The sequence below is a fragment of the Chryseobacterium formosum genome (genome assembly GCF_026460885.1).
Taxonomy (GTDB): Bacteria; Bacteroidota; Bacteroidia; order Flavobacteriales; family Weeksellaceae; genus Chryseobacterium; species Chryseobacterium formosus.
The window spans coordinates 175,058-193,585 of sequence record NZ_JAOVZW010000010.1; the positions used below are offsets into that span (position 1 = coordinate 175,058).

Consider the following 18,528-nt stretch of genomic DNA (forward strand, 5'->3'; position numbering starts at 1 on the left):
ATCTGCTACATCCGCACAATTTGCGAGAGCAAAAACCAAATACAAGGGCTTTCAAATCTGAAAGCTTTTTTTATTGCTGAAATTTCACGAAATTCGTGTTTCAAAAATTTAAATTCTGACTTTAGAAACTCCCATAGAATTCGTAAAAGGAATTGGTTCCGAACGTTCCAAACTCATCAAAAATGTGTTGGGAATTTCTGTGGTTGAAGATTTCCTTAATTTTTATCCGATTCGATATTTAGATAAAAGTAAAATTCTCACAGTCTCAACACTTCAGGAAACAAGTATTGAAGTTCAACTGAAAGGAAAAATCACCTCCATCCAAGAAATTCAAAACGGAAAAACAAAAAGGCTTTCGGCAAAATTTAATGACCACACCGGAACGATGGATTTGGTTTGGTTTCAGTATTCAAAATGGTTAAAAGAACAAATTCCGGTCAATCGGGAAGTTTTTATTTTCGGGAAGATTAATGTTTTTAACAACCAATTTTCGATGCCTCATCCGGAGATTGAATCTGAAGAAGATAAGGAAACCGAAACAAGGCTAAAACCCATTTATTCAAGTTCAGAAAAACTCAGCAAGAGAGGTTTAAACCAGAAGTTTTTTCAAAATGTTTTAAGAAATATCTGCAGAGAAATCCCAAATATGATTCAGGAAAATTTCCCTGAATATATGATGAAACATTATCAATTTCTGTCGAGACAACAGACTTTTCTGAATATTCATTTCCCGAAGGACCAGCAACATTTCGAAAAAGCAGATAACAGATTGAAATTTGAAGAATCCTTCTTTTTTCAGTTAGGTTATGCCTTAAAAAAACTTCATCATAAAACACAATCGATTGGAAATCCGTTCCCGATTGTAGGTGATTTTTTTACAGGATTTTATGAAAATCATCTTCCTTTTGATTTGACAGGCGCTCAAAAAAGAGTTTTGAAAGAAATCAGAATGGATATGAAAAAGCCCATTCAAATGAACCGACTTTTGCAGGGCGATGTTGGTTCCGGAAAAACAATGGTTGCTTTATTAACAATGTTGATTGCTTTAGATAATGGCTTTCAAAGCTGTTTAATGGCTCCTACGGAAATTCTCGCTCAACAACATTACAACGGAATTAAAGATTTATTAAAAGACACTGAAATTAAAGTCAGTCTTTTGACGGGTTCGGTAAAAGCTTCCGCCAGAAAAATCATTCATGAAGAACTTGAAAATGGTGAACTTTCGATTTTAATAGGAACTCACGCTGTTTTGGAAGATAAAGTGAAATTTAAAAATCTTGGATTGGCTATTATCGATGAACAACATCGGTTTGGTGTTGCTCAAAGAGCTAAACTTTGGGCTAAAAATAAAATTCCACCCCATATTTTGGTAATGACAGCAACGCCGATTCCGAGAACTTTAGCAATGAGTTTTTATTCTGACCTCGATGTTTCGGTCATTGATGAAATGCCGGTTGGAAGAAAAGCAATTATCACTGCGCATCGAAGAGAAAAAGACAGAGCTTATGTGTATCACTTCTGTCATGAAGAAATAAGAAAGGGGAGACAAATTTATTTCGTTTATCCCTTAATTGAAGAATCTGAAACTTTAGATTACAAAAATCTGATGGAGGGTTTGGAGAGCGTGATGGATAATTTTTCAAATTACAATGTAACGATGCTTCACGGAAAAATGAAACCTGCCGAAAAAGATGCTGCCATGAATTATTTCGCATCCGGACAATCGCAAATTATGGTTGCTACAACCGTAATTGAAGTTGGCGTAAATGTTCCAAATGCTTCTGTAATGGTAATTGAAAGCTCTGAAAGATTTGGATTATCACAACTTCATCAGTTGAGGGGTCGTGTTGGAAGAGGTGCTGAACAGAGCTATTGTATTTTGATGACTTCAGATAAATTATCGAGTGACAGCAGAACCCGAATTAAAACAATGGTGGAAACCAATGACGGCTTCAAAATTTCCGAAGTTGATATGCAGTTGCGTGGTCCGGGAGATATTTTGGGAACTCAGCAAAGTGGTGTAGTTGATTTTAAAAGACTTGATTTGGTAAACGATGCGCAGATCATTAAAACTACAAAAAGTTTAGTCGAAAAAATCCTTGAAACCGACCCGCATCTGTCACGAAATGAGCATCAAACTATTAAGAATTATTATCTGCAGAATTATAAAGGAAAGAATAAGTGGAGTAAAATTTCATAACTATTTATCCTTTCAACCCAATTTTGTCGTTCCGTAGGAATCTAAACAGACTTTGTAGAGATGCTTACAGCATGACAAACACGATGTTTGATAATTATGGATTATAGCGATTTCTCCATCAAATAATCATCCATCACATATCCGTTCCCAATATCAAAAACGCCTTCATCATACACTTTATAGCCTTGAGATTCGTAGAATTTTTTCGCTGAATTGTGTTTATTGACATTTAAAATAATCCTGTTATCTCCATTTTCTTTCACTTTTTCATTTAAAAACTCAAGCGTTTTTTTACCTAAACCTTTTCCTTTGCTTTCCGGAACAAGATAAATACGGTGAAGCTTGGTTGTATTGTCTTCGTAGTGATTTTCAAAACCGATAAAACCGTCGTATTCATTTGAATTTTCATCAAAAACAAGATAATAATGATAGTTCGAATTTTTCAGATGTGTTGAAATTTCGGCTTTCGAATACATGGTTTCTAGCATATATTTCATCTGCTCTTCCGAAAGAATTTCTGTGTAAGCATTTTCCCAAGATCTTTTAGCTAAATCCTGAATTAAGGGAATATCTTTTTCTGTTGCTTTGATTAATTTCATATTTGATATTTATTTTAACGCTAAGTCCGCTATTTTATTTAAAACCAAATGCATATTTTTCGTTCGCAAAGGCGTTTCATTCAGCAAAGGCTTGAGATTAAAAAAGTGAAAAGTATATACCTTTCACTCTCAAATATTATATTATAGATTGAACACAAAGTTTGTCATTCCGTAGGAACCTAGACTAAGTTGTTTAGATGCTTTCAGCATGACAAACTAAGTTATTAAATCAGTTTTAAAATATTAAATTTTCGCCATTTCAGCCTTAATCTTCGCATAAAGTCCTTCTGAAGCAGGAACTAAAGGAAGTCTCAGATAATTTTTAATCAAACCTTTTTCTGCTAAAACTACTTTAATTCCGCAAGGATTTCCTTCAGCAAAAATCAATCTTGTGATTTCAACCAATTTGTTGTGAATTTTGTAAGCTTCATCTACTTTTTTATCAAAAGCCAATTGAACCATTGTTGAAAATTCTTTCGGATAACCTTGTCCGATAACAGAAATCACTCCTGCTCCACCCGCTAAAGTTACAGGAAGCGTATATTCATCATCTCCTGAAACTAAGTTGAAACCTTCAGGCTTTTTTCTTAAAATATCAAAATACTGAAGAATATTTGGCGCAGCTTCTTTGATTAAAAATAAATTTGGAAATTCATTTGCTAAACGTAAAGTCGTTTCTGCCTCAACATTTTGTCCGGTTCTTGACGGAACGTTGTAAATAATAATATTTTTTCCGGTAGAAGCCAACATTTTATAATGTTGGTAAAGCCCTTCCTGATTAGGTTTGTTGTAATAAGGAGAAACCGATAAAACAGCCGTGAAATCTGAAAGATCTGTTTCTTCAATCTGTTTTTTAACTTCAAGCGTATTATTCCCACCGATTCCTAAAACCAATGGAAGACGTTTATTATTTACCTTAATGATGTGATCTACAACCTGTTTCTTCTCTTCAGCTGAAAGTGTTGCAGCTTCTGCTGTAGTTCCCAAAACAACTAAATAATTGGTTCCGTTTTCGATATTGTACTCAACAAGTTTTGTTAAACTGTCAAAATCAACGGATAAATCTTCATTAAAGGGCGTAACCAATGCTACACCAACTCCTTTTAAAATGCTCATCTGTTAAAATTATTTTCTCCAAATTTAATAATTTAAGATAAGAATTTATAATAATTACTGATGTTTTATTATACATATAATTATATTTGCATATACTAAAAGATATTATGCAAAATAAATTCTTATTACTAGGAATTGCTTTGATTTCGCTTACTGCCTGCAAAACGACTTCGTTACAGGTAGCCAATGTGGAAACTCAAAAAAACATTTCCATTAATAATGAGCTGAAGAATGACGAGGAATTTGCCAAATTTATCGAACCTTACACGTTGAAACTCAATAAAGAGATGAATCAGAAAATCTCTCATACTCAGGTAGATTTAACAAAAGAGGGCGATAATAGTAATTTGGGAAATCTTTTAGCCGACTTTACATTCGAAGGAGCTGATGTTTGGGCAAAAGCAAATCTGAACAAAAATGTAGATGCCGCTTTGATTAACATTGGAGGAATCCGTACTACAATCGGGAAAGGAGATATCATGCTGAAAAATGTGTTTGAAGTAATGCCTTTCGAAAATGAAGTGATTATTGTAAAATTTAAAGGTTCAGATTTACAGGGACTTTTTGATTATTACGCAAATAATGAAACGAATAATCCTGTGTCTCATTTATACATTGAAACTCAAAACAAGCAGGTTGCTAAAACTTTAATCAACGGAAAGCCGGTAAATCCGAACCAAGATTATTATGTGGCAACTTCCGATTATTTGGCTTTAGGAGGTGACAATATGAAATTTTTCAGCAAAGGAGAATCCATTCCTACAGGAATTAAATTAAGAGATTTATTTATTGATTATTTCAAAAAAAATGCTGAAATCAATCCTAAAGAAGAGGTTCGTTTAAATTTTATTGGGAAGAAATAATGAATAGAAAAAAATTTTTAAAAACGATAACAGGTGGAACTTTAGCCATGTCTTTAGCTCCCAATTTGTTGATGGCAGAAGAATTAAATCTAAATTCTTTTAAACCCGCAACCAAACTTACGATTCTTCATACCAATGATCAACACAGTAGAATTGAACCTTTTGATTCAAGTTATACAAAAAACCCGAACCAAGGTGGTTTTGCGAGAAGAGCTACTTTAATTCAGAAAATCAGGAGTGAAGAAAGTAATGTTTTATTGCTGGATTCTGGAGATATTTTTCAGGGAACCCCATATTTTAATTTTTTTGGAGGCGAACTGGAGTTTAAACTGATGTCGATGATGAAATATGATGCTTCCACAATGGGAAATCATGATTTTGACAATGGTTTGGATGGATTTTTAAAAGTGTTACCCAATGCTAAATTTCCATTTATCTGTTCGAATTACGACTTTAAAAATACTATTTTAGACGGAAAAACTTCACAATATAAAATTTTCAACAAAAACGGAATCAAAGTAGGAATTTTCGCAGTGGGAATTCAGCTTGAAGGTTTAGTTGGAAAAAAACAATACGGTGAAACTATTTGGAACAATCCGATTGATATTGCACAGCATTATTCAAACTTTTTAAAAAATGAAGAGAAATGTGACTTGGTTATTTGCCTTTCACACATTGGATATGCTTACAAAGGTGAGCCTGATAAAATTAGTGATAAAATGTTAGCCGCTCAAACTGAAAATATTGACATCATTTTAGGTGGTCACACGCATACTTTTATGCCCGAACCTGAAACTTTCACTAACAGACAAGGTAAAAAAGTTTTGGTAAACCAAGTTGGTTGGGCCGGACTTCTTTTAGGCAGAATAGATTTCTTTTTTGATTCAAATAAAAACGTAAAACAGATTTCCTGGAACAATCAGGCAATTGACAGCAGTATAATAGCATAATAGATAATATGAAAAAAATCTCACTACTTTCTTTTGGTATTTTCGCAGCTTTACAATTTGTAAATGCGCAGAATATTTCTTCAAAAAAATGGGCAGACTTGTTTTCTTACAACAACGTTTTGGCGATGAAAGAAGATAACGGAAAAATCGTTGCTGCCACAGAAAACGGGATTTTTTATTATACAATTTCCACAGGAGAAATCACCAAACTTTCAAAAGCAAATGGGCTTCACGATGTGAAGATTTCAGCTTTTGACTATAATCCGCAGACAAAAATTGGTTTGGTGGGTTATCAAAACGGATCTTTAGATGTAATTACACCACAAGGTGTGGTTTATGTTGTGGATATTCCAATTGCAACTGGTTATAATGGAAGCAAAAAAATCAATCATATTTCTATAACAGGAGACAGAGCTGCTGTTTCCGTAGGTTATGGCGTTTCTATTTTCGATTTAAAAAAGAAAGAATTTGGTGATTCTGCATTTTTTATCACCGGAGGAGTTTTCCAAGCAAGTAACGAGGCAACTATTTTAGGAAATAAAGTTTTTTCTGTAACCAATACAGGACTAAAAACTCATGAATTGAATACTACTTTCCCTGTATTTTCAACATGGACGACAGAAATGGCAGGAAATTTCATCGATATTGATTCTGAATCTACTTTATCCTTTTCATCTGCAAATACTGCTTATGTTTACAATAATGGTGTAATAACTCCGATAACTCAAACTTTTGGAGGTATTAAAGATGTTGTTGTCAATTCAAGTAATATTATTGTTACTGATGGCGCAAGAATTTACACTTACAATACAAACGGAAACCCCACAGGAACCGCTACAGTAGGAGAAGAATGCAATACAGCCACAACAATTGGCTCGAAAGTTTATGGCGGAACTGTGCTTTCAGGAGTAAAAACTGAAGACAATGTTGTTTATAAACCTGATGGTCCGTATTTCAATTATGCTTATAAAATTAGATTATTTAATGAGAATCAACTTTTAGTTTCTACTGGAGTAAGAGCAAATGGTTATAATGAATCACAAGCGAACCCAAAAAACCCAGGATTTTATTATTTCACAGGTACAGAATGGGTTTATCCTTCAATTTTCGTAGGTAGTACTACAAACTTCAATGTCATTGATGCTTTTCCAGATCCCGCAAATACTTCTGATGTATTTTTTACTAATTATTTTACATCACCATATGGAGGACACGGTATTTACAAAATGAAATACAATAACACCTCTAAGAACTTTGATTTTGTAAAACGTTACGATTTAGGAGCACCGGATGGATATAATAAAAGACCTGTAGGTTTTACTTCGGACGACCAAAATAATCTTTTTGCAACAATTGCTTATTCTAGTCCATCAGCAGCTTTAGCATTTTATGACAGAACTACAGACAGTTTTTTATTGAAAGACCTCAATACAAGTGCAGGAGTACAATTTCCCGTATTTAGTAATGATTTACTTTGGATTCCTATACCTAGAACAACTAATTTCCTAGTGTATGACACAAAGAAGACAGCAAGTCTTTCTGATGACACCCAATATTTACTAGATCAGTCGAATGGTCTTCCAGATGCCTCAATTTCTTTTGCTATGGATAAATCAGGTGACGCTTGGATTGGTGCTCAAACCGGATTAAGGATTCTTCCAAATGCTGCAAGTGAAGTAAAAAATGATCCACAGTTAGAACCTATTGTTATAGAACAAGGTAATCTTGCTGAAGAACTTTTCAGAGATTCTGCTATTTTACATATCGAAGTTGATGGTGGAAATCAAAAATGGGTATCTGTAGAAGATGGTGGTGTTTATTATCTATCAGCTTCAGGAGAACAAACCATAATGCATTTTACAAAAGACAACTCTCCTCTTCCGACCAATACTGTAACAGATATTAAAGTAGATAAGAAAACAGGAAAAGTTTATTTTGTAACTTTTGATGGGATTGTAACCTACCAAGGAAATGTTGCAGATGTAACTTCAAATTTCGGGAACGTTTTAGTATATCCGAATCCTGTCGTTTATTCTCAGTTTAAAGGGAATGTTACAATTAAAGGTTTAGCTGAAAAAACAAATATTAGAATTACCGATGCTGCAGGTAATCTTGTGCATTCTGCGATTGCAAGAACCGGATATTACGAATGGAATCTTAATAACCAAAAAGGAAAAAGAGTTGCTTCAGGAATTTATTTTGTTTTAATGACCAATGAAGACGGTTCAGATAAAGCTACAGCGAAAATAGCGGTAGTGAATTAATGACTTCTCAAAACGGATTTTTACTCTCATTTATAAAATATGGCGAAAACGATGCGGTTCTTCATTGTTTTACCGAAGAAGATGGTTTTCAAACGTATTTTTTGAAAGGAATTTACAGCAAAAAGAACAAGAAAAAAGCTTTTTTACTGCCACTGAATAAACTCAATTTTTCAGTTAACTCAGGCAGAAGTACTGGAATTCAAACTGTTTCAAAATTTGAAATGGTGGAAATAAATGATGTCTACACAGATATTAAAGCCAATACAGTGATATTTTTTATTGCAGATTTTCTGAATCAGGTTTTGAGACATGAAAATAAAAATCTGGCAATATTTAATGCAATCGATGAGTTTATTCACCAATTGAGTTTGGAAAATTATCGTTCACATCTTATTTTTTTTATTAAAATTTTAAAAATTCAGGGTGTAGCGCCACTTTTAGGAGACGGAAATTATCTTGATCCTGAAACCGGAACTTTTTCCAATCTTGGAACTCATCACTTTTTTGACAGCGAAAACTCGATGCTTTGGAAATTGATTTTATCGTCGTCAAATCCTTATGAAATTAAAATTCCACAGGTTTTAAGGAAAAACTTTTTAGACAGTTTACTGGTTTATTATCATTATCACATCACGGATTTCAAAACGCCCAATTCACTTGAAATTATTCAGCAGATTTTTGAATAGATTATCCACCGTTTGAGAAACTTTCAAGACTCGTCATTCCGCCATCGATAAAAATACTGGTTCCTGAAATATAATCAGCCAAATCACTCGCCAAGAAAGCCACCAGATTTCCAACATCTTCAGGTTGACCGATTCGGTTGTACGGAATCAATTTCATCAAATCATTCATCGCTTCAGGAGTTTCCCACGCATCTTTATTAATTGGGGTTTGAATTGCTCCCGGACAAATAGAATTCACACGAATTTTATCTGCACCATGTTCCTGAGCTAAAGTTTGCATCAGCATTTTTATTGCCCCTTTACTTGCCGCATAATTCGCATGACCTGCCCAAGGAATAATTTCGTGAACCGAACTGATGTGAATAATTTTTCCGCAGGCAATAGAGCGTGTTTTATCAATTCCACGGCGGAGAAATTCTTTGACGGCTTCTCTCGAGCATAAAAACTGTCCACGAAGATTTACTCCCATTACAGCATCCCATTCTTCGACTGTCATATCGATAAATTTAGCATCTTTTTGAATTCCTGCATTATTAATTAAAATATCAACCGTTCCGTAAGTAGAAATTACGTCTGCAAACATTTTCACAACCTCATCTTCTTTGGAAACATCGCATTGGTAAACCATTCCGTTTCCATCGTTTTCCTGAATTTCGTCTAAAACTTTTTGGGCTTCATCTGTAGATTTTTCAGATGAATGATTGATAATGACCGTTGCTCCGGCTGAAGCGATAGATTTTGCAATTCCGGTTCCGATTCCGCTTGATGCACCTGTAATAATGGCGACTTGATTTCTTAATGAAACTTCCATATTTTGATTTTATGATGTTTAAAATCAATTGAAAGTATCACGCCAAACTTATTGTTTAATTTTAATTTAATCTAAAATTTTTGACATCACAAACTGCGGTCCACTTCTACCGTCTATTTTTTTGCCATTATAAACGTATCCTTGTTTTAAGTAAATTTGAAAAGCCAAATCATTTCTTTCATTGACGGATAAAACTATTTCATTACAATCTTTATCATGTTGCTTAACAAAATCATCCATTGCAATCATGGCAGATTTCCCGATTCCTTTTCCCTGAAAATCAGGATTTATTGACAAAGAACGAAGCAAAACAGCATCAGCATTATCCGTCAGCTGAAGTTTATCATCACCAAAATCTAAAACACAAAATCCCGCTACCTTTTCATTATAAAAAATTGTAATCGGATAAGCAAAAAAGTCTTCGTTTTGATTTCTTGCTTCAATTCTTTCCAAAGCTTGTTTAGGCAAAGATGAATATTGCGCCTGAATTTCATCTAAGTTATAATTTAATTCAGATAAATCTTTTGGTTCAAAAAATTGTAATTCTACCATAATTTAATGATGATAAATATCGTCGTACATTACTCCTGCTCTTATTTCCACTGGAAGTTTATTTTCTTCCGGAACAATCGGGCAATTGTAATCATAGGCATTATAAGCGCAGAAAGGTTGATACGACTGATTAAAATCCAGCACAATCGTATTGCTTTTCGGGATTGTTAAATCCATATATTTTCCGCCGCCGTAGGTTTCTTTTTGATTGGTTTCGTCACGGAACGGAAGAAAAAGATGGTCTTTATACTTTTCCATTTTCATTAAATCTAAACTTTGATAAATCGTTAAAGTATAAGATTTTCCGTCTAATAAAAATGTGGCTTTACCAAATTCCTGGTAAGATTTTGATTTTCCTGAAGAAGTTGGTAAATCAAAAGGTTCAGGGTTTTCATTTTTAACAAATTTCGCAGTTACACGATATTTCAAATCGATTGGAAAGAATGGATGTTGCTTGAAATTTGTATAATTATCTCCACGTAAAGGTGTTTCTTTTTTATCGAGATATTCTTTATTTAAATCAACTTGAAACTTTTCAATTTCTTTAATTTCTTTTGAATTACCTGTTTTTTTCTTTTGAGAAAACATAAACAATGGAAAAACAGCCAAAAGAATCAATATAATTTTCTTCATTTTAGTTTAAATTAAATTTACTCTGAAATTTTAATTCTATAAATATCAGATGAATTTCTTTTGATTGATTTCACAAAAAATCCGCCTTCTTCGGGGATTTCTTCTTTAAAATCAAAGCTTTTACAATCTTTCGGCAAACCTGAAAAAACCAAGGTAAACCAAAAATCTTTCATAAAAGGAACGGGAGTCCAGTTTGGAAAAATACTGATATTTTCAGCATGAATCAATTTGCTTTTATGAGAAGAATTCTGATCAATAAGCACTGTTGTATTCCAAATTCTAATTAAATTCCCTAAAAACGGTGACGCCGGAAAACAGCAATGCACAATCACCTGTTTCTCTTCTTCAATTTTTGTCTGAAGAGATTCTAAGATTTCCTGTGCAATAATAGGTTTTGTAAGTACGTCCATCTAATATCAGTAATTGGTAATAAGAAATTTTAATACAAATATATTACTTATTGCTCATTACTTATTACCAATGTTTTAATGTTTAAGTTCTAATTTTTCTTTGCTGTTTGCTCTCACTTGCTTGGTGAGTTCAGGATTTTCAGATAATTTTTGACCATAAGACGGAATCATTTCTAATAATTTATCTTTCCATTCACCGTGAAGTTTTTCAGGGAAACATTTTTCCAAAACATTTAACATCGCAAAAACTGCAGTGGAAGCTCCTGGAGAAGCTCCTAAAAGAGAAGCAATTGTTCCTTTATCGTTTACAACGACTTCAGTTCCGAATTCTAATTTTCCGCCTAACTTATCGTCTTTTTTGATAATCTGAACACGTTGTCCCGCAACTTTCAATTCCCAATCTTCTTCTTTCGCATCTTTTACAAACTCTCTTAAATGTTGAATTCTCTGAGCTTTTGTCATCGCAACCTGCTGCACCAAATATTTCGTCAGCGGAATATTGTGCCACCAAGCTCCAAATAATGAACGAAGATTTTTTGTATTTACACTTTCAGGTAAATCAAGATAACTTCCTTCTTTCAAAAATTTAGTGGAAAAACCTGCAAAAGGTCCGAAAAGTAATGCTTTTTGACCATCAATAATTCTTAAATCCAAATGTGGAACCGACATTGGAGGCGCATCAACGGTTGCCTGAGTATAAACTTTCGCCTGATGTTGCTCTACCAATTCCTGATTGTGCGTTACCAACCATTCTCCAGAAACCGGAAAACCGCCGTAACCCTCACTTTCTTTAATATCCGAACTGTCCAATAACGGCAATGCATAACCTCCCGCTCCGATGAAAACAAAATCGGCTACAACCTCCTGTTTATGTCTGTTAATACGGTCTTTCACTTTCATTTCCCATTTTCCGTCTTCTCTTGGGTCGATGTCTTTTACCTCGTGATACAGGAAAACTTCCACGTGAGAATCTTCCAAAAGATGGCGTCCCATTTTTCTTGTGAGAGTTCCGAAATTTACATCAGTTCCTAAATCCATTTTTGTGGCAGCTAAAACTTCAGATTGATTTCTTTTGCTCATTACCAAAGGAATCCATTCTCTTAGTTTATCATGGTCATTTGAAAATTCCATATCTGAAAACAATGGTGAATTTTTCATCGCTTCATGCCTTTTCTGAAGATATCCTGCATCTTTTTCGCCAAAAACCAAACTCATGTGAGCGCAAGAATTAATAAATTCCTGTGGATTTTGAATATATTTTTTATCAATTAAATAAGACCAAAACTGTTTTGAAATTTCAAATTGTTCGGCAATTTTTTCAGCCTTTGAAATATCTACCGTTCCGTCTTCTTTTTCGGGAGTATAATTGAGTTCACAAAATGCGGAATGCCCTGTTCCGGCGTTATTCCAAGCTGCGGTACTTTCTTTGGCAAATCTTCCAAGCCTTTCGAAAATAGCAATATCTAAATTAGGATCAAATTCGTGAAGTAAAGTGGCTAAAGTAACACTCATAATTCCACCTCCGATAAGCACAACATCATATTTTGGCTTTGGAGTTCTATTCGTAATTCTATGTGGCATTTCTATGAAATTTTATACTAATTTCGGGAAAAGTTTTAGATTAACAGGAATGTTTAATGATTTTTAACTCTTTGAATTTGCTTTATTTTAAATGCAAAATTTGCTAAAAAAGTAATGCTATTAATTTCTAAAAGAATACACATATTTGCTAAGTAATAAAATTTTTATATTTTTAACCCTTTAAAAACAAATGATCTATGAAGAAAAATTTATTTCTCAGGCTCTGCCTGATTCTTGTGGTCGGTTTCTCTATGTTCTCATGTAGAACAGACCAGTTTCCCGAAAACGAAACCTACAGTAACAGCTCAAAATTCCAGCTTACCTCGAAAAGGATTTCTTTAAATGATGCGAAGCACAAAGCCAAACTTTTACTCGAACTGCAAAAAGCGGAAAAAGAAGTAGAGAAACAAAAGTTGAATATTCATGGAAAACTCGTAAATGTAGGAAACGGAATCAATATTGACACTGATAACGTGATCTATATGGAAAACGGCCCCGATTTTCATACTTATACTTTTAGTGTTATTAGAGACAATGCTGCTCCCAATTCTCCGGTAGAAAACCTTTTAATGGCTCCTCAGGCGGATGGCAGCTACAGAGTTTTCCATATTGCACTCAATCTTACAGAAGCAGATAAAACGAAAATAGCAAATAGGCAATATGTAGATTACAAAAATAAAGAGCAGGTAACCGAATTGGCTAATATTAATCTTTCTTCGCTCAATCAAAAACAAATGTGTATTCCGCATTACTATTCAATTCCTGTTTCATGTACCGGCCCTGAACATCATATGCCGGGAGAGGCAAGGCTGTCCGCTTGAAGGTAATGACAGAGCTTATTGGGCATCAATTGTTACTTATGATTGCTTTGGAGAACAGCCTGCGACAATCATGCCTACACCAACTCCTATTAACGGAGGTGGAGGAGGTGGTGGTGAATGCCCGGATTGCCCTGATAACAGCACCCCTGAACCATGCATACAAATAGCCACAGATCCTACACAAGTGGGAATTGTAGACCTGAATGGCTGTATTGTTGGGATGCCTACAGATCCGAATTTGCCTTTACCTACTGTTGATCCCTGCAGAAAAACAAAAGCATCCATCACTGCTGCCAATAATATTTTGAAAAATCCTACTGTACATACTAAAATGGATTCGATTTTGAAAGGGAAAACTCAGGCTGCTAATGAGTGGGCTGTTGCTGTTGAACAAAAACCTGATGGCACATATGATGCGTCAATAGCAAAAGAGGGGACTAAATTTGAATCAAGCGCTCCTCCAGTGCAAGTACCAAACATTTTCATTGGTGATGGGCACTCTCATGCAGGGGCTCCAGGTAAACCTTCTGGTGGAGATCTTTACGAAATGTTAAAAGCGTTACTTACAAATGCTAACTTTAAATATAGGTATGTATATGGTAACTACTTTGGAGTACCGGAAAACTATGCATTAATTGTTAGCGATAGAGATGCTGCAATTGCTTTTCTTGGACAGTTTCCTAGAAGTGAAAATTATGATGAATTACAACACTCTATCAGAAGAGATAGTCCATTAGGATTAGAATTTTACAAAGCTGTAAAGCATTATTCTGAGGGAAGATCAGAAAACAGTGCTGGTGAAGATTATGATGCTAATGCTATTGCTATGGCATATATTCTTGAAAAACTCAGTGCAGGTATAAATATTGCTAAAACCGATCTAAATGGAGACTTAAAAAAAATTGTCGTTAATATTCAAAAAATTACAATTCCTGCTAGTGGTGGTATTGTAAAAGAAGGAGTAAAAGTTTCAAAATGTCCTTAACACTTAATATATATATTATGAATAATTTTTTTAAAATACTTTTTATAGTAATACTTTTTTTACAACTTAATAGCTATAAAGCTCAAACAAATAATGATTATATTGCATTCTACAACGGGGTAGTTCCAACACTTAATACAATTGCTGTAAATAAAACGCAATTTTATGGGCACAATTTCTCAACCTTTTATAATGAACTTTTAACTAAAAATGTAAATGTGGTAAGCTTAAGTTATGGAACAAAAATAGATCCGAGCAGTGAATATTTTATTTTAGATTTATTTTTTGAAGATTCAGATATGTGGTCTATTGCAACACAAAATAAATATCAATACCCATGGATATCGATCACTTTTGAACACGAAATTCCTAATCAAATAAAAAATATGGTATTGCAAAATCAAGGACAATGGAATAACACTTTTGTGCAGTTTTTCGCTAACATGAAAATTGAAAAAATAAAATTCGTTGGTATTAACGGGTATGATAATATAGATTGGCAAGGTAAATAAGAGATGAAAAAATTACTTTTCTTTATTATAATGCTCAGTGCACTCACAAGCTGTAATGTCAGAAAAAAAAGATTTGTGCATTTTCTTTCAACTTTAGAGAATGTAAAATTTATAGCATCTAAAGAAGATTCCATAAAAATAGATAGTGTAAAACTAGATTTAAAGAAAACTCAGAAAACAATAGATAAAGAAAAAAGTGGCGCATGGATATGTTTTGACTCAGAAAATCATACAGAGTTCAGAGGAGGTGTTACATTATTCAGAGAATTAATCTATAAAAAATTCAAAGTTTCTAAAGATTCGAAAGAAGGAGAAAATCTTATCAGAGTAACAATTGGCAAAACTAACACTCTTGAAGCCATAGAATTTTTAAAATATTCCGACGAGAGCAGTAAAAAGCAAATAGAAGATATTTTTAAACTTAAAGAATTGAATCATTGGTCGTCGGCAAGACTGTTCCAGATTCCGGTTAAACAACAGTTTGAAATAAGTATTTTTATTGAAAAAAGATAATAATCTTACTATTCAACTAAAAACCCACAAAACTCTCTGCGGTTTTTTAGTTTGATCTAATGCTTATTCCAAAATCCTTTCGACGATTATACCAAAAGCTCCCGTGGATTTGTGTAAATCCACGGGAGCTTTTGGAAAATGCAGGCGGGGAGTTACCAAAGTTCTCGCCTGTATTTTGATGAATGCTCGGTAAGGAGTTTAAAATTACTGGCGAGGAATTTATTTTTCCTTACTTAGCTTTTGCACCTTTGATAATAGTAAGTAAAATATCTTATCATTCATAAACAAAAAACCGAAGAAAAATCTTCGGTTTTTTGTTATTCTTTATTTAGTTTTTCTAGCAACTTCTCTACCAGTATCACGAGTTTTTCGGCAGAGTCTTTATCTGAAATATTTATCACAAAACTGTTACCACCACTAGAACTATCATAATTTGTAGAATTATTAACAATATTTATCCTCTCTTTATCTTCGAACAAATCCTGAATTTCTACGTTGAAGATTTTAGAAAGCTTAGGAAGGTAATCAGATTTTATATCATTTGTTTCGTTTTCCCAATTAGCATATGTATTTCGTTCTACACCTAGTAAATCTGCAATTTCCTGCTGAGATTTTTTAGATTGTTCTCATTCTCCTGATATTGTTACCTATGCTCATTGGTTTTTATTTTTATCAAATATAATCATTCCTGTTTTACTAATCAAGCGTTTAATTCAGCTTAGTCGTCAATTTTTTAAATTGCTTTTCGGCATTCTTTCCTTCATACAAAATTCCGTAAATGGTATCAATGATGGGAAGTTTTAAGCCTTTATCTTTGGATGTTTTATAAATGGAATCTGCTGCGTAATATCCTTCTGCAATCATATTCATCGACTGAATAGCTGATTTTACAGTATATCCTTTTCCAATAAGATTACCTAAATTTCTGTTTCTTGAGAATAATGAATATGCCGTAACGAGTAAATCCCCTAAATAAGCACTTTCGTTGACATCTCTCGGTGCTTCATAAATGGCTTCAAGGAAAATTTCCATCTCACGAATGGCATTCGAAACAAAAACTGCCGTAAAGTTATCTCCATAGCCTAAACCGCTTGCAATTCCGGCTCCTATGGCAAAGATATTTTTAAGAATCGCACTGTATTCATTTCCCAGAATGTCTTTACTTGAATGTACTTTAATAAAATCAGAATTAAAAATATCGACCAATTTCTGAGAAGTCTCATCTTCCACAGTTGCAACTGTAAGATAAGAAAGTCTTTCCATCGCAACCTCTTCTGCGTGACAAGGTCCTGCAATAACCGCCTGATTTCTAAAACCTATCTGGAATTCTTCTTTCAGATAATGTGCAACCACATCGTTTACTTTAGGAATAATCCCTTTAATTGCAGAAACGAAAATTTTATCTTTATAATCACAATTCATTTTATCTAAAGTATCTGAAAGATAAATAGATGGTGTCGCCAAAACAACAATATCACAAGCCGTAACGAGCTCGTTAACATCTGTTGTCAGTTTTAAATTTTTAAGATTAAAATTTACCGCAGTCAAATAGGTAGGATTGTGTCCTCGAAGTTCAATTGCTCCTTTCACAAACTCATTTCTAACGCACCAATGTACGGTTTTGCAATTTTCAACAAGCATTTTTACGATTGCCGTTGCAAAACTTCCGCTACCTACAACGCCAACTGTGACATCATTTTTGGTGTTTTTTGTAGTTGAAGAATCTGAGTTGATTTTCTTTTTCGCCATAATTGAAATTGATGTGCAAATATATTAAAACAAAGAAATATCAGAAATTATGCCATCAAATTATTAACCTAATTCTTAAAATTTAACATTCTCACACAATTAAATAATTAAAACACCGTTTAATAGAAGTATTTATAAATTTTCGTTAAGAATAATGCCAAAAGTTTATTTTTAACTAGATTTGCACCCTTAAAACCTTTTTTAAATTCTAAGAGAAAGAAAAATGAAGAAATTTTTAGGAAGCAAAAAGAAAGTAACAGTCCTAATTGGCGGACTTTCACTTGTCGTTTTTGCACAAAGTATTTTCATTGCCAAATTGTTTTCGGAAAAAGATAACAGAAACTATGAAGTAAATTTGGTAAAAATCAATACAGAAAAAGACAGCGTTGATTATCTGAAAATGAAAACAGATCTAGGTTTAGTAGATCAAACAGTTTCACAACTCAATTCTTTTTTGAAATCAAAAGATATTAAGAACGAAAAACTAATGGTTCTTGATAACGACAGTATCTCAAACTCAATTTATCTGGCAAAACAATCAAACAGATACAGTGAATATCTGATGAATCTTCAGCAAAAACTAATGCAGGTTCCTTTGGGAATGCCGACTGAAGGTTATATTTCATCAAATTTCGGAATCAGAAAAAATCCTATTCCTTTTAAAACGGTTTTTGCTTCTGTAAAACCAATTGCAGAATCAAATACAAATGTTGTAGCTGCAACTCCGAAGTCTGAAGTAAAAGCTGTACCGGTAGAAAAAATCATTGAAGTAACAGACAGCTACGGAAATAAAAGAGAAGTAAAAGTAATGGTGACTCCAAAAACTGCGAGTACACCAGTTGCTGCTCCGGTAAATTCAACTGCAAAAAATGCAGTGGCGTCTAAAGTTCCAACCGAAAAGAACAATGCTCCTGCAGAAGCAGATCAAATGCAGTTTCACAAAGGTTTGGATATTGCAGTAGCTTTCGGATCTGATGTTGTTGCCACTGCAGCCGGAACTGTAATTTTTTCAGGACAGAAAGGCGGTTATGGAAATTGTGTAATCATTTCTCACGGAAATGGATTAGCTACGCTTTACGGACATCTTTCACAATTGGTAGCAAAAACCAATGAGAAAGTGAAAGTTGGGCAAGTTATCGCAAAATCAGGAAACTCAGGACGTTCTACAGGACCGCATTTGCATTATGAAGTGCATAAAAATAATGCGCCTGTGAATCCTAAATTATTTATGAATTTATAATTTAATTGTTAGTAAAAAGTTTCGGGGGGGGGGGGGGGGGGGG

Annotated in this window: 18 protein-coding genes and 1 pseudogene; 10 read left to right on the plus strand and 9 right to left on the minus strand. The window is 33.7% G+C overall.

The features are described 5' to 3' along the window. Positions 1-115 precede the first annotated feature (115 nt). A complete protein-coding gene (recG, locus tag OF897_RS09575) occupies positions 116-2,200 on the plus strand; it encodes an ATP-dependent DNA helicase RecG (RefSeq protein WP_267265489.1) in 2,085 nt (694 codons plus the stop codon). 101 nt (positions 2,201-2,301) lie between these two features. Here recG and OF897_RS09580 read toward each other — a convergent pair whose 3' ends face one another. Together OF897_RS09580 and dapA are read right to left on the minus strand one after the other, a co-directional pair. Next, a complete protein-coding gene (locus OF897_RS09580; RefSeq protein WP_267265468.1) occupies positions 2,302-2,799 on the minus strand; it encodes a GNAT family N-acetyltransferase in 498 nt (165 codons plus the stop codon). 243 nt (positions 2,800-3,042) lie between these two features. Then, positions 3,043-3,915 carry a 4-hydroxy-tetrahydrodipicolinate synthase gene (gene dapA, locus OF897_RS09585; RefSeq protein WP_267265469.1) on the minus strand — a complete coding sequence of 291 codons (873 nt, stop codon included), beginning with the start codon at positions 3,913-3,915 and terminating at the stop codon, positions 3,043-3,045. Between the two features lie 107 nt (positions 3,916-4,022). Here dapA and OF897_RS09590 point away from each other — a divergent pair, with 107 nt between their 5' ends. Genes OF897_RS09590 through recO form a run of 4 tightly spaced genes read left to right on the plus strand, consistent with a single transcriptional unit; the run spans position 4,023 to position 8,678 of the window. Beyond that, positions 4,023-4,778, plus strand: a complete 756-nt coding sequence (locus OF897_RS09590) for a 5'-nucleotidase C-terminal domain-containing protein (RefSeq protein ID WP_267265470.1) — start codon at positions 4,023-4,025, stop codon at positions 4,776-4,778. Continuing rightward, the gene (locus OF897_RS09595; RefSeq protein WP_267265471.1) at positions 4,778-5,728 is read left to right on the plus strand and encodes a bifunctional metallophosphatase/5'-nucleotidase; all 951 of its coding nucleotides are present in this window, start codon (positions 4,778-4,780) and stop codon (positions 5,726-5,728) included. Before OF897_RS09590 ends, OF897_RS09595 begins: the two co-directional genes overlap by 1 nt. An 8-nt stretch (positions 5,729-5,736) precedes the next feature. Beyond that, the gene (porZ, locus tag OF897_RS09600; RefSeq protein WP_267265472.1) at positions 5,737-7,992 is read left to right on the plus strand and encodes a type IX secretion system anionic LPS delivery protein PorZ; all 2,256 of its coding nucleotides are present in this window, start codon (positions 5,737-5,739) and stop codon (positions 7,990-7,992) included. After that, complete coding sequence (gene recO, locus OF897_RS09605) at positions 7,992-8,678, plus strand: DNA repair protein RecO (protein WP_267265473.1); 687 nt, start codon at positions 7,992-7,994, stop codon at positions 8,676-8,678. The genes porZ and recO overlap by 1 nt, the downstream gene beginning before the upstream one ends. A 1-nt stretch (position 8,679) precedes the next feature. On the opposite strand, the gene OF897_RS09610 is transcribed toward recO, so the two are convergent. The 5 genes from OF897_RS09610 to mqo form a co-directional block, all read right to left on the minus strand. Further along, on the minus strand, positions 8,680-9,489 hold the full coding sequence (locus tag OF897_RS09610) for a glucose 1-dehydrogenase (RefSeq protein ID WP_267265474.1): 810 nt from the start codon (positions 9,487-9,489) through the stop codon (positions 8,680-8,682). Positions 9,490-9,555: 66 nt separating this feature from the next. Beyond that, positions 9,556-10,041: a GNAT family N-acetyltransferase gene (locus OF897_RS09615; protein WP_267265475.1), complete on the minus strand. Its 486-nt coding sequence runs from the start codon at positions 10,039-10,041 to the stop codon at positions 9,556-9,558. 3 nt (positions 10,042-10,044) lie between these two features. Then, positions 10,045-10,674 (minus strand): DUF1684 domain-containing protein, encoded by a 630-nt coding sequence (locus tag OF897_RS09620; RefSeq protein ID WP_267265476.1) that lies wholly within the window; start codon positions 10,672-10,674, stop codon positions 10,045-10,047. 17 nt (positions 10,675-10,691) lie between these two features. After that, entirely contained in the window at positions 10,692-11,084 is a 393-nt protein-coding gene (locus OF897_RS09625; protein WP_267265477.1) for a hypothetical protein, read from the minus strand. Between the two features lie 75 nt (positions 11,085-11,159). Beyond that, positions 11,160-12,665 (minus strand): malate dehydrogenase (quinone), encoded by a 1,506-nt coding sequence (gene mqo, locus OF897_RS09630; RefSeq protein WP_267265478.1) that lies wholly within the window; start codon positions 12,663-12,665, stop codon positions 11,160-11,162. Positions 12,666-12,862: 197 nt separating this feature from the next. Between mqo and OF897_RS09635 the strand changes: the two genes are divergently transcribed. From OF897_RS09635 to OF897_RS09650, 4 genes are all read left to right on the plus strand, one after another. Next, positions 12,863-13,486, plus strand: a complete 624-nt coding sequence (locus OF897_RS09635) for a hypothetical protein (protein ID WP_267265479.1) — start codon at positions 12,863-12,865, stop codon at positions 13,484-13,486. 70 nt (positions 13,487-13,556) lie between these two features. Continuing rightward, positions 13,557-14,471: a hypothetical protein gene (locus tag OF897_RS09640; RefSeq protein WP_267265480.1), complete on the plus strand. Its 915-nt coding sequence runs from the start codon at positions 13,557-13,559 to the stop codon at positions 14,469-14,471. Between the two features lie 17 nt (positions 14,472-14,488). Continuing rightward, a complete protein-coding gene (locus OF897_RS09645) occupies positions 14,489-14,983 on the plus strand; it encodes a hypothetical protein (RefSeq protein WP_267265481.1) in 495 nt (164 codons plus the stop codon). A 3-nt stretch (positions 14,984-14,986) separates the two neighbouring features. After that, entirely contained in the window at positions 14,987-15,496 is a 510-nt protein-coding gene (locus OF897_RS09650) for a hypothetical protein (protein WP_267265482.1), read from the plus strand. A 317-nt stretch (positions 15,497-15,813) separates the two neighbouring features. On the opposite strand, the pseudogene OF897_RS21675 reads toward OF897_RS09650, so the two are convergent. Both OF897_RS21675 and OF897_RS09655 read right to left on the minus strand, forming a co-directional pair. Next, positions 15,814-16,110 (minus strand): annotated as a pseudogene (locus tag OF897_RS21675) (helix-turn-helix transcriptional regulator); the annotation flags it as partial. A gap of 94 nt (positions 16,111-16,204) precedes the next feature. Continuing rightward, on the minus strand, positions 16,205-17,245 hold the full coding sequence (locus OF897_RS09655; protein WP_267265483.1) for an NAD(P)H-dependent glycerol-3-phosphate dehydrogenase: 1,041 nt from the start codon (positions 17,243-17,245) through the stop codon (positions 16,205-16,207). A gap of 223 nt (positions 17,246-17,468) precedes the next feature. Between OF897_RS09655 and OF897_RS09660 the strand changes: the two genes are divergently transcribed. Continuing rightward, the gene (locus OF897_RS09660) at positions 17,469-18,485 is read left to right on the plus strand and encodes a M23 family metallopeptidase (protein ID WP_267265484.1); all 1,017 of its coding nucleotides are present in this window, start codon (positions 17,469-17,471) and stop codon (positions 18,483-18,485) included. Positions 18,486-18,528: the final 43 nt, after the last annotated feature.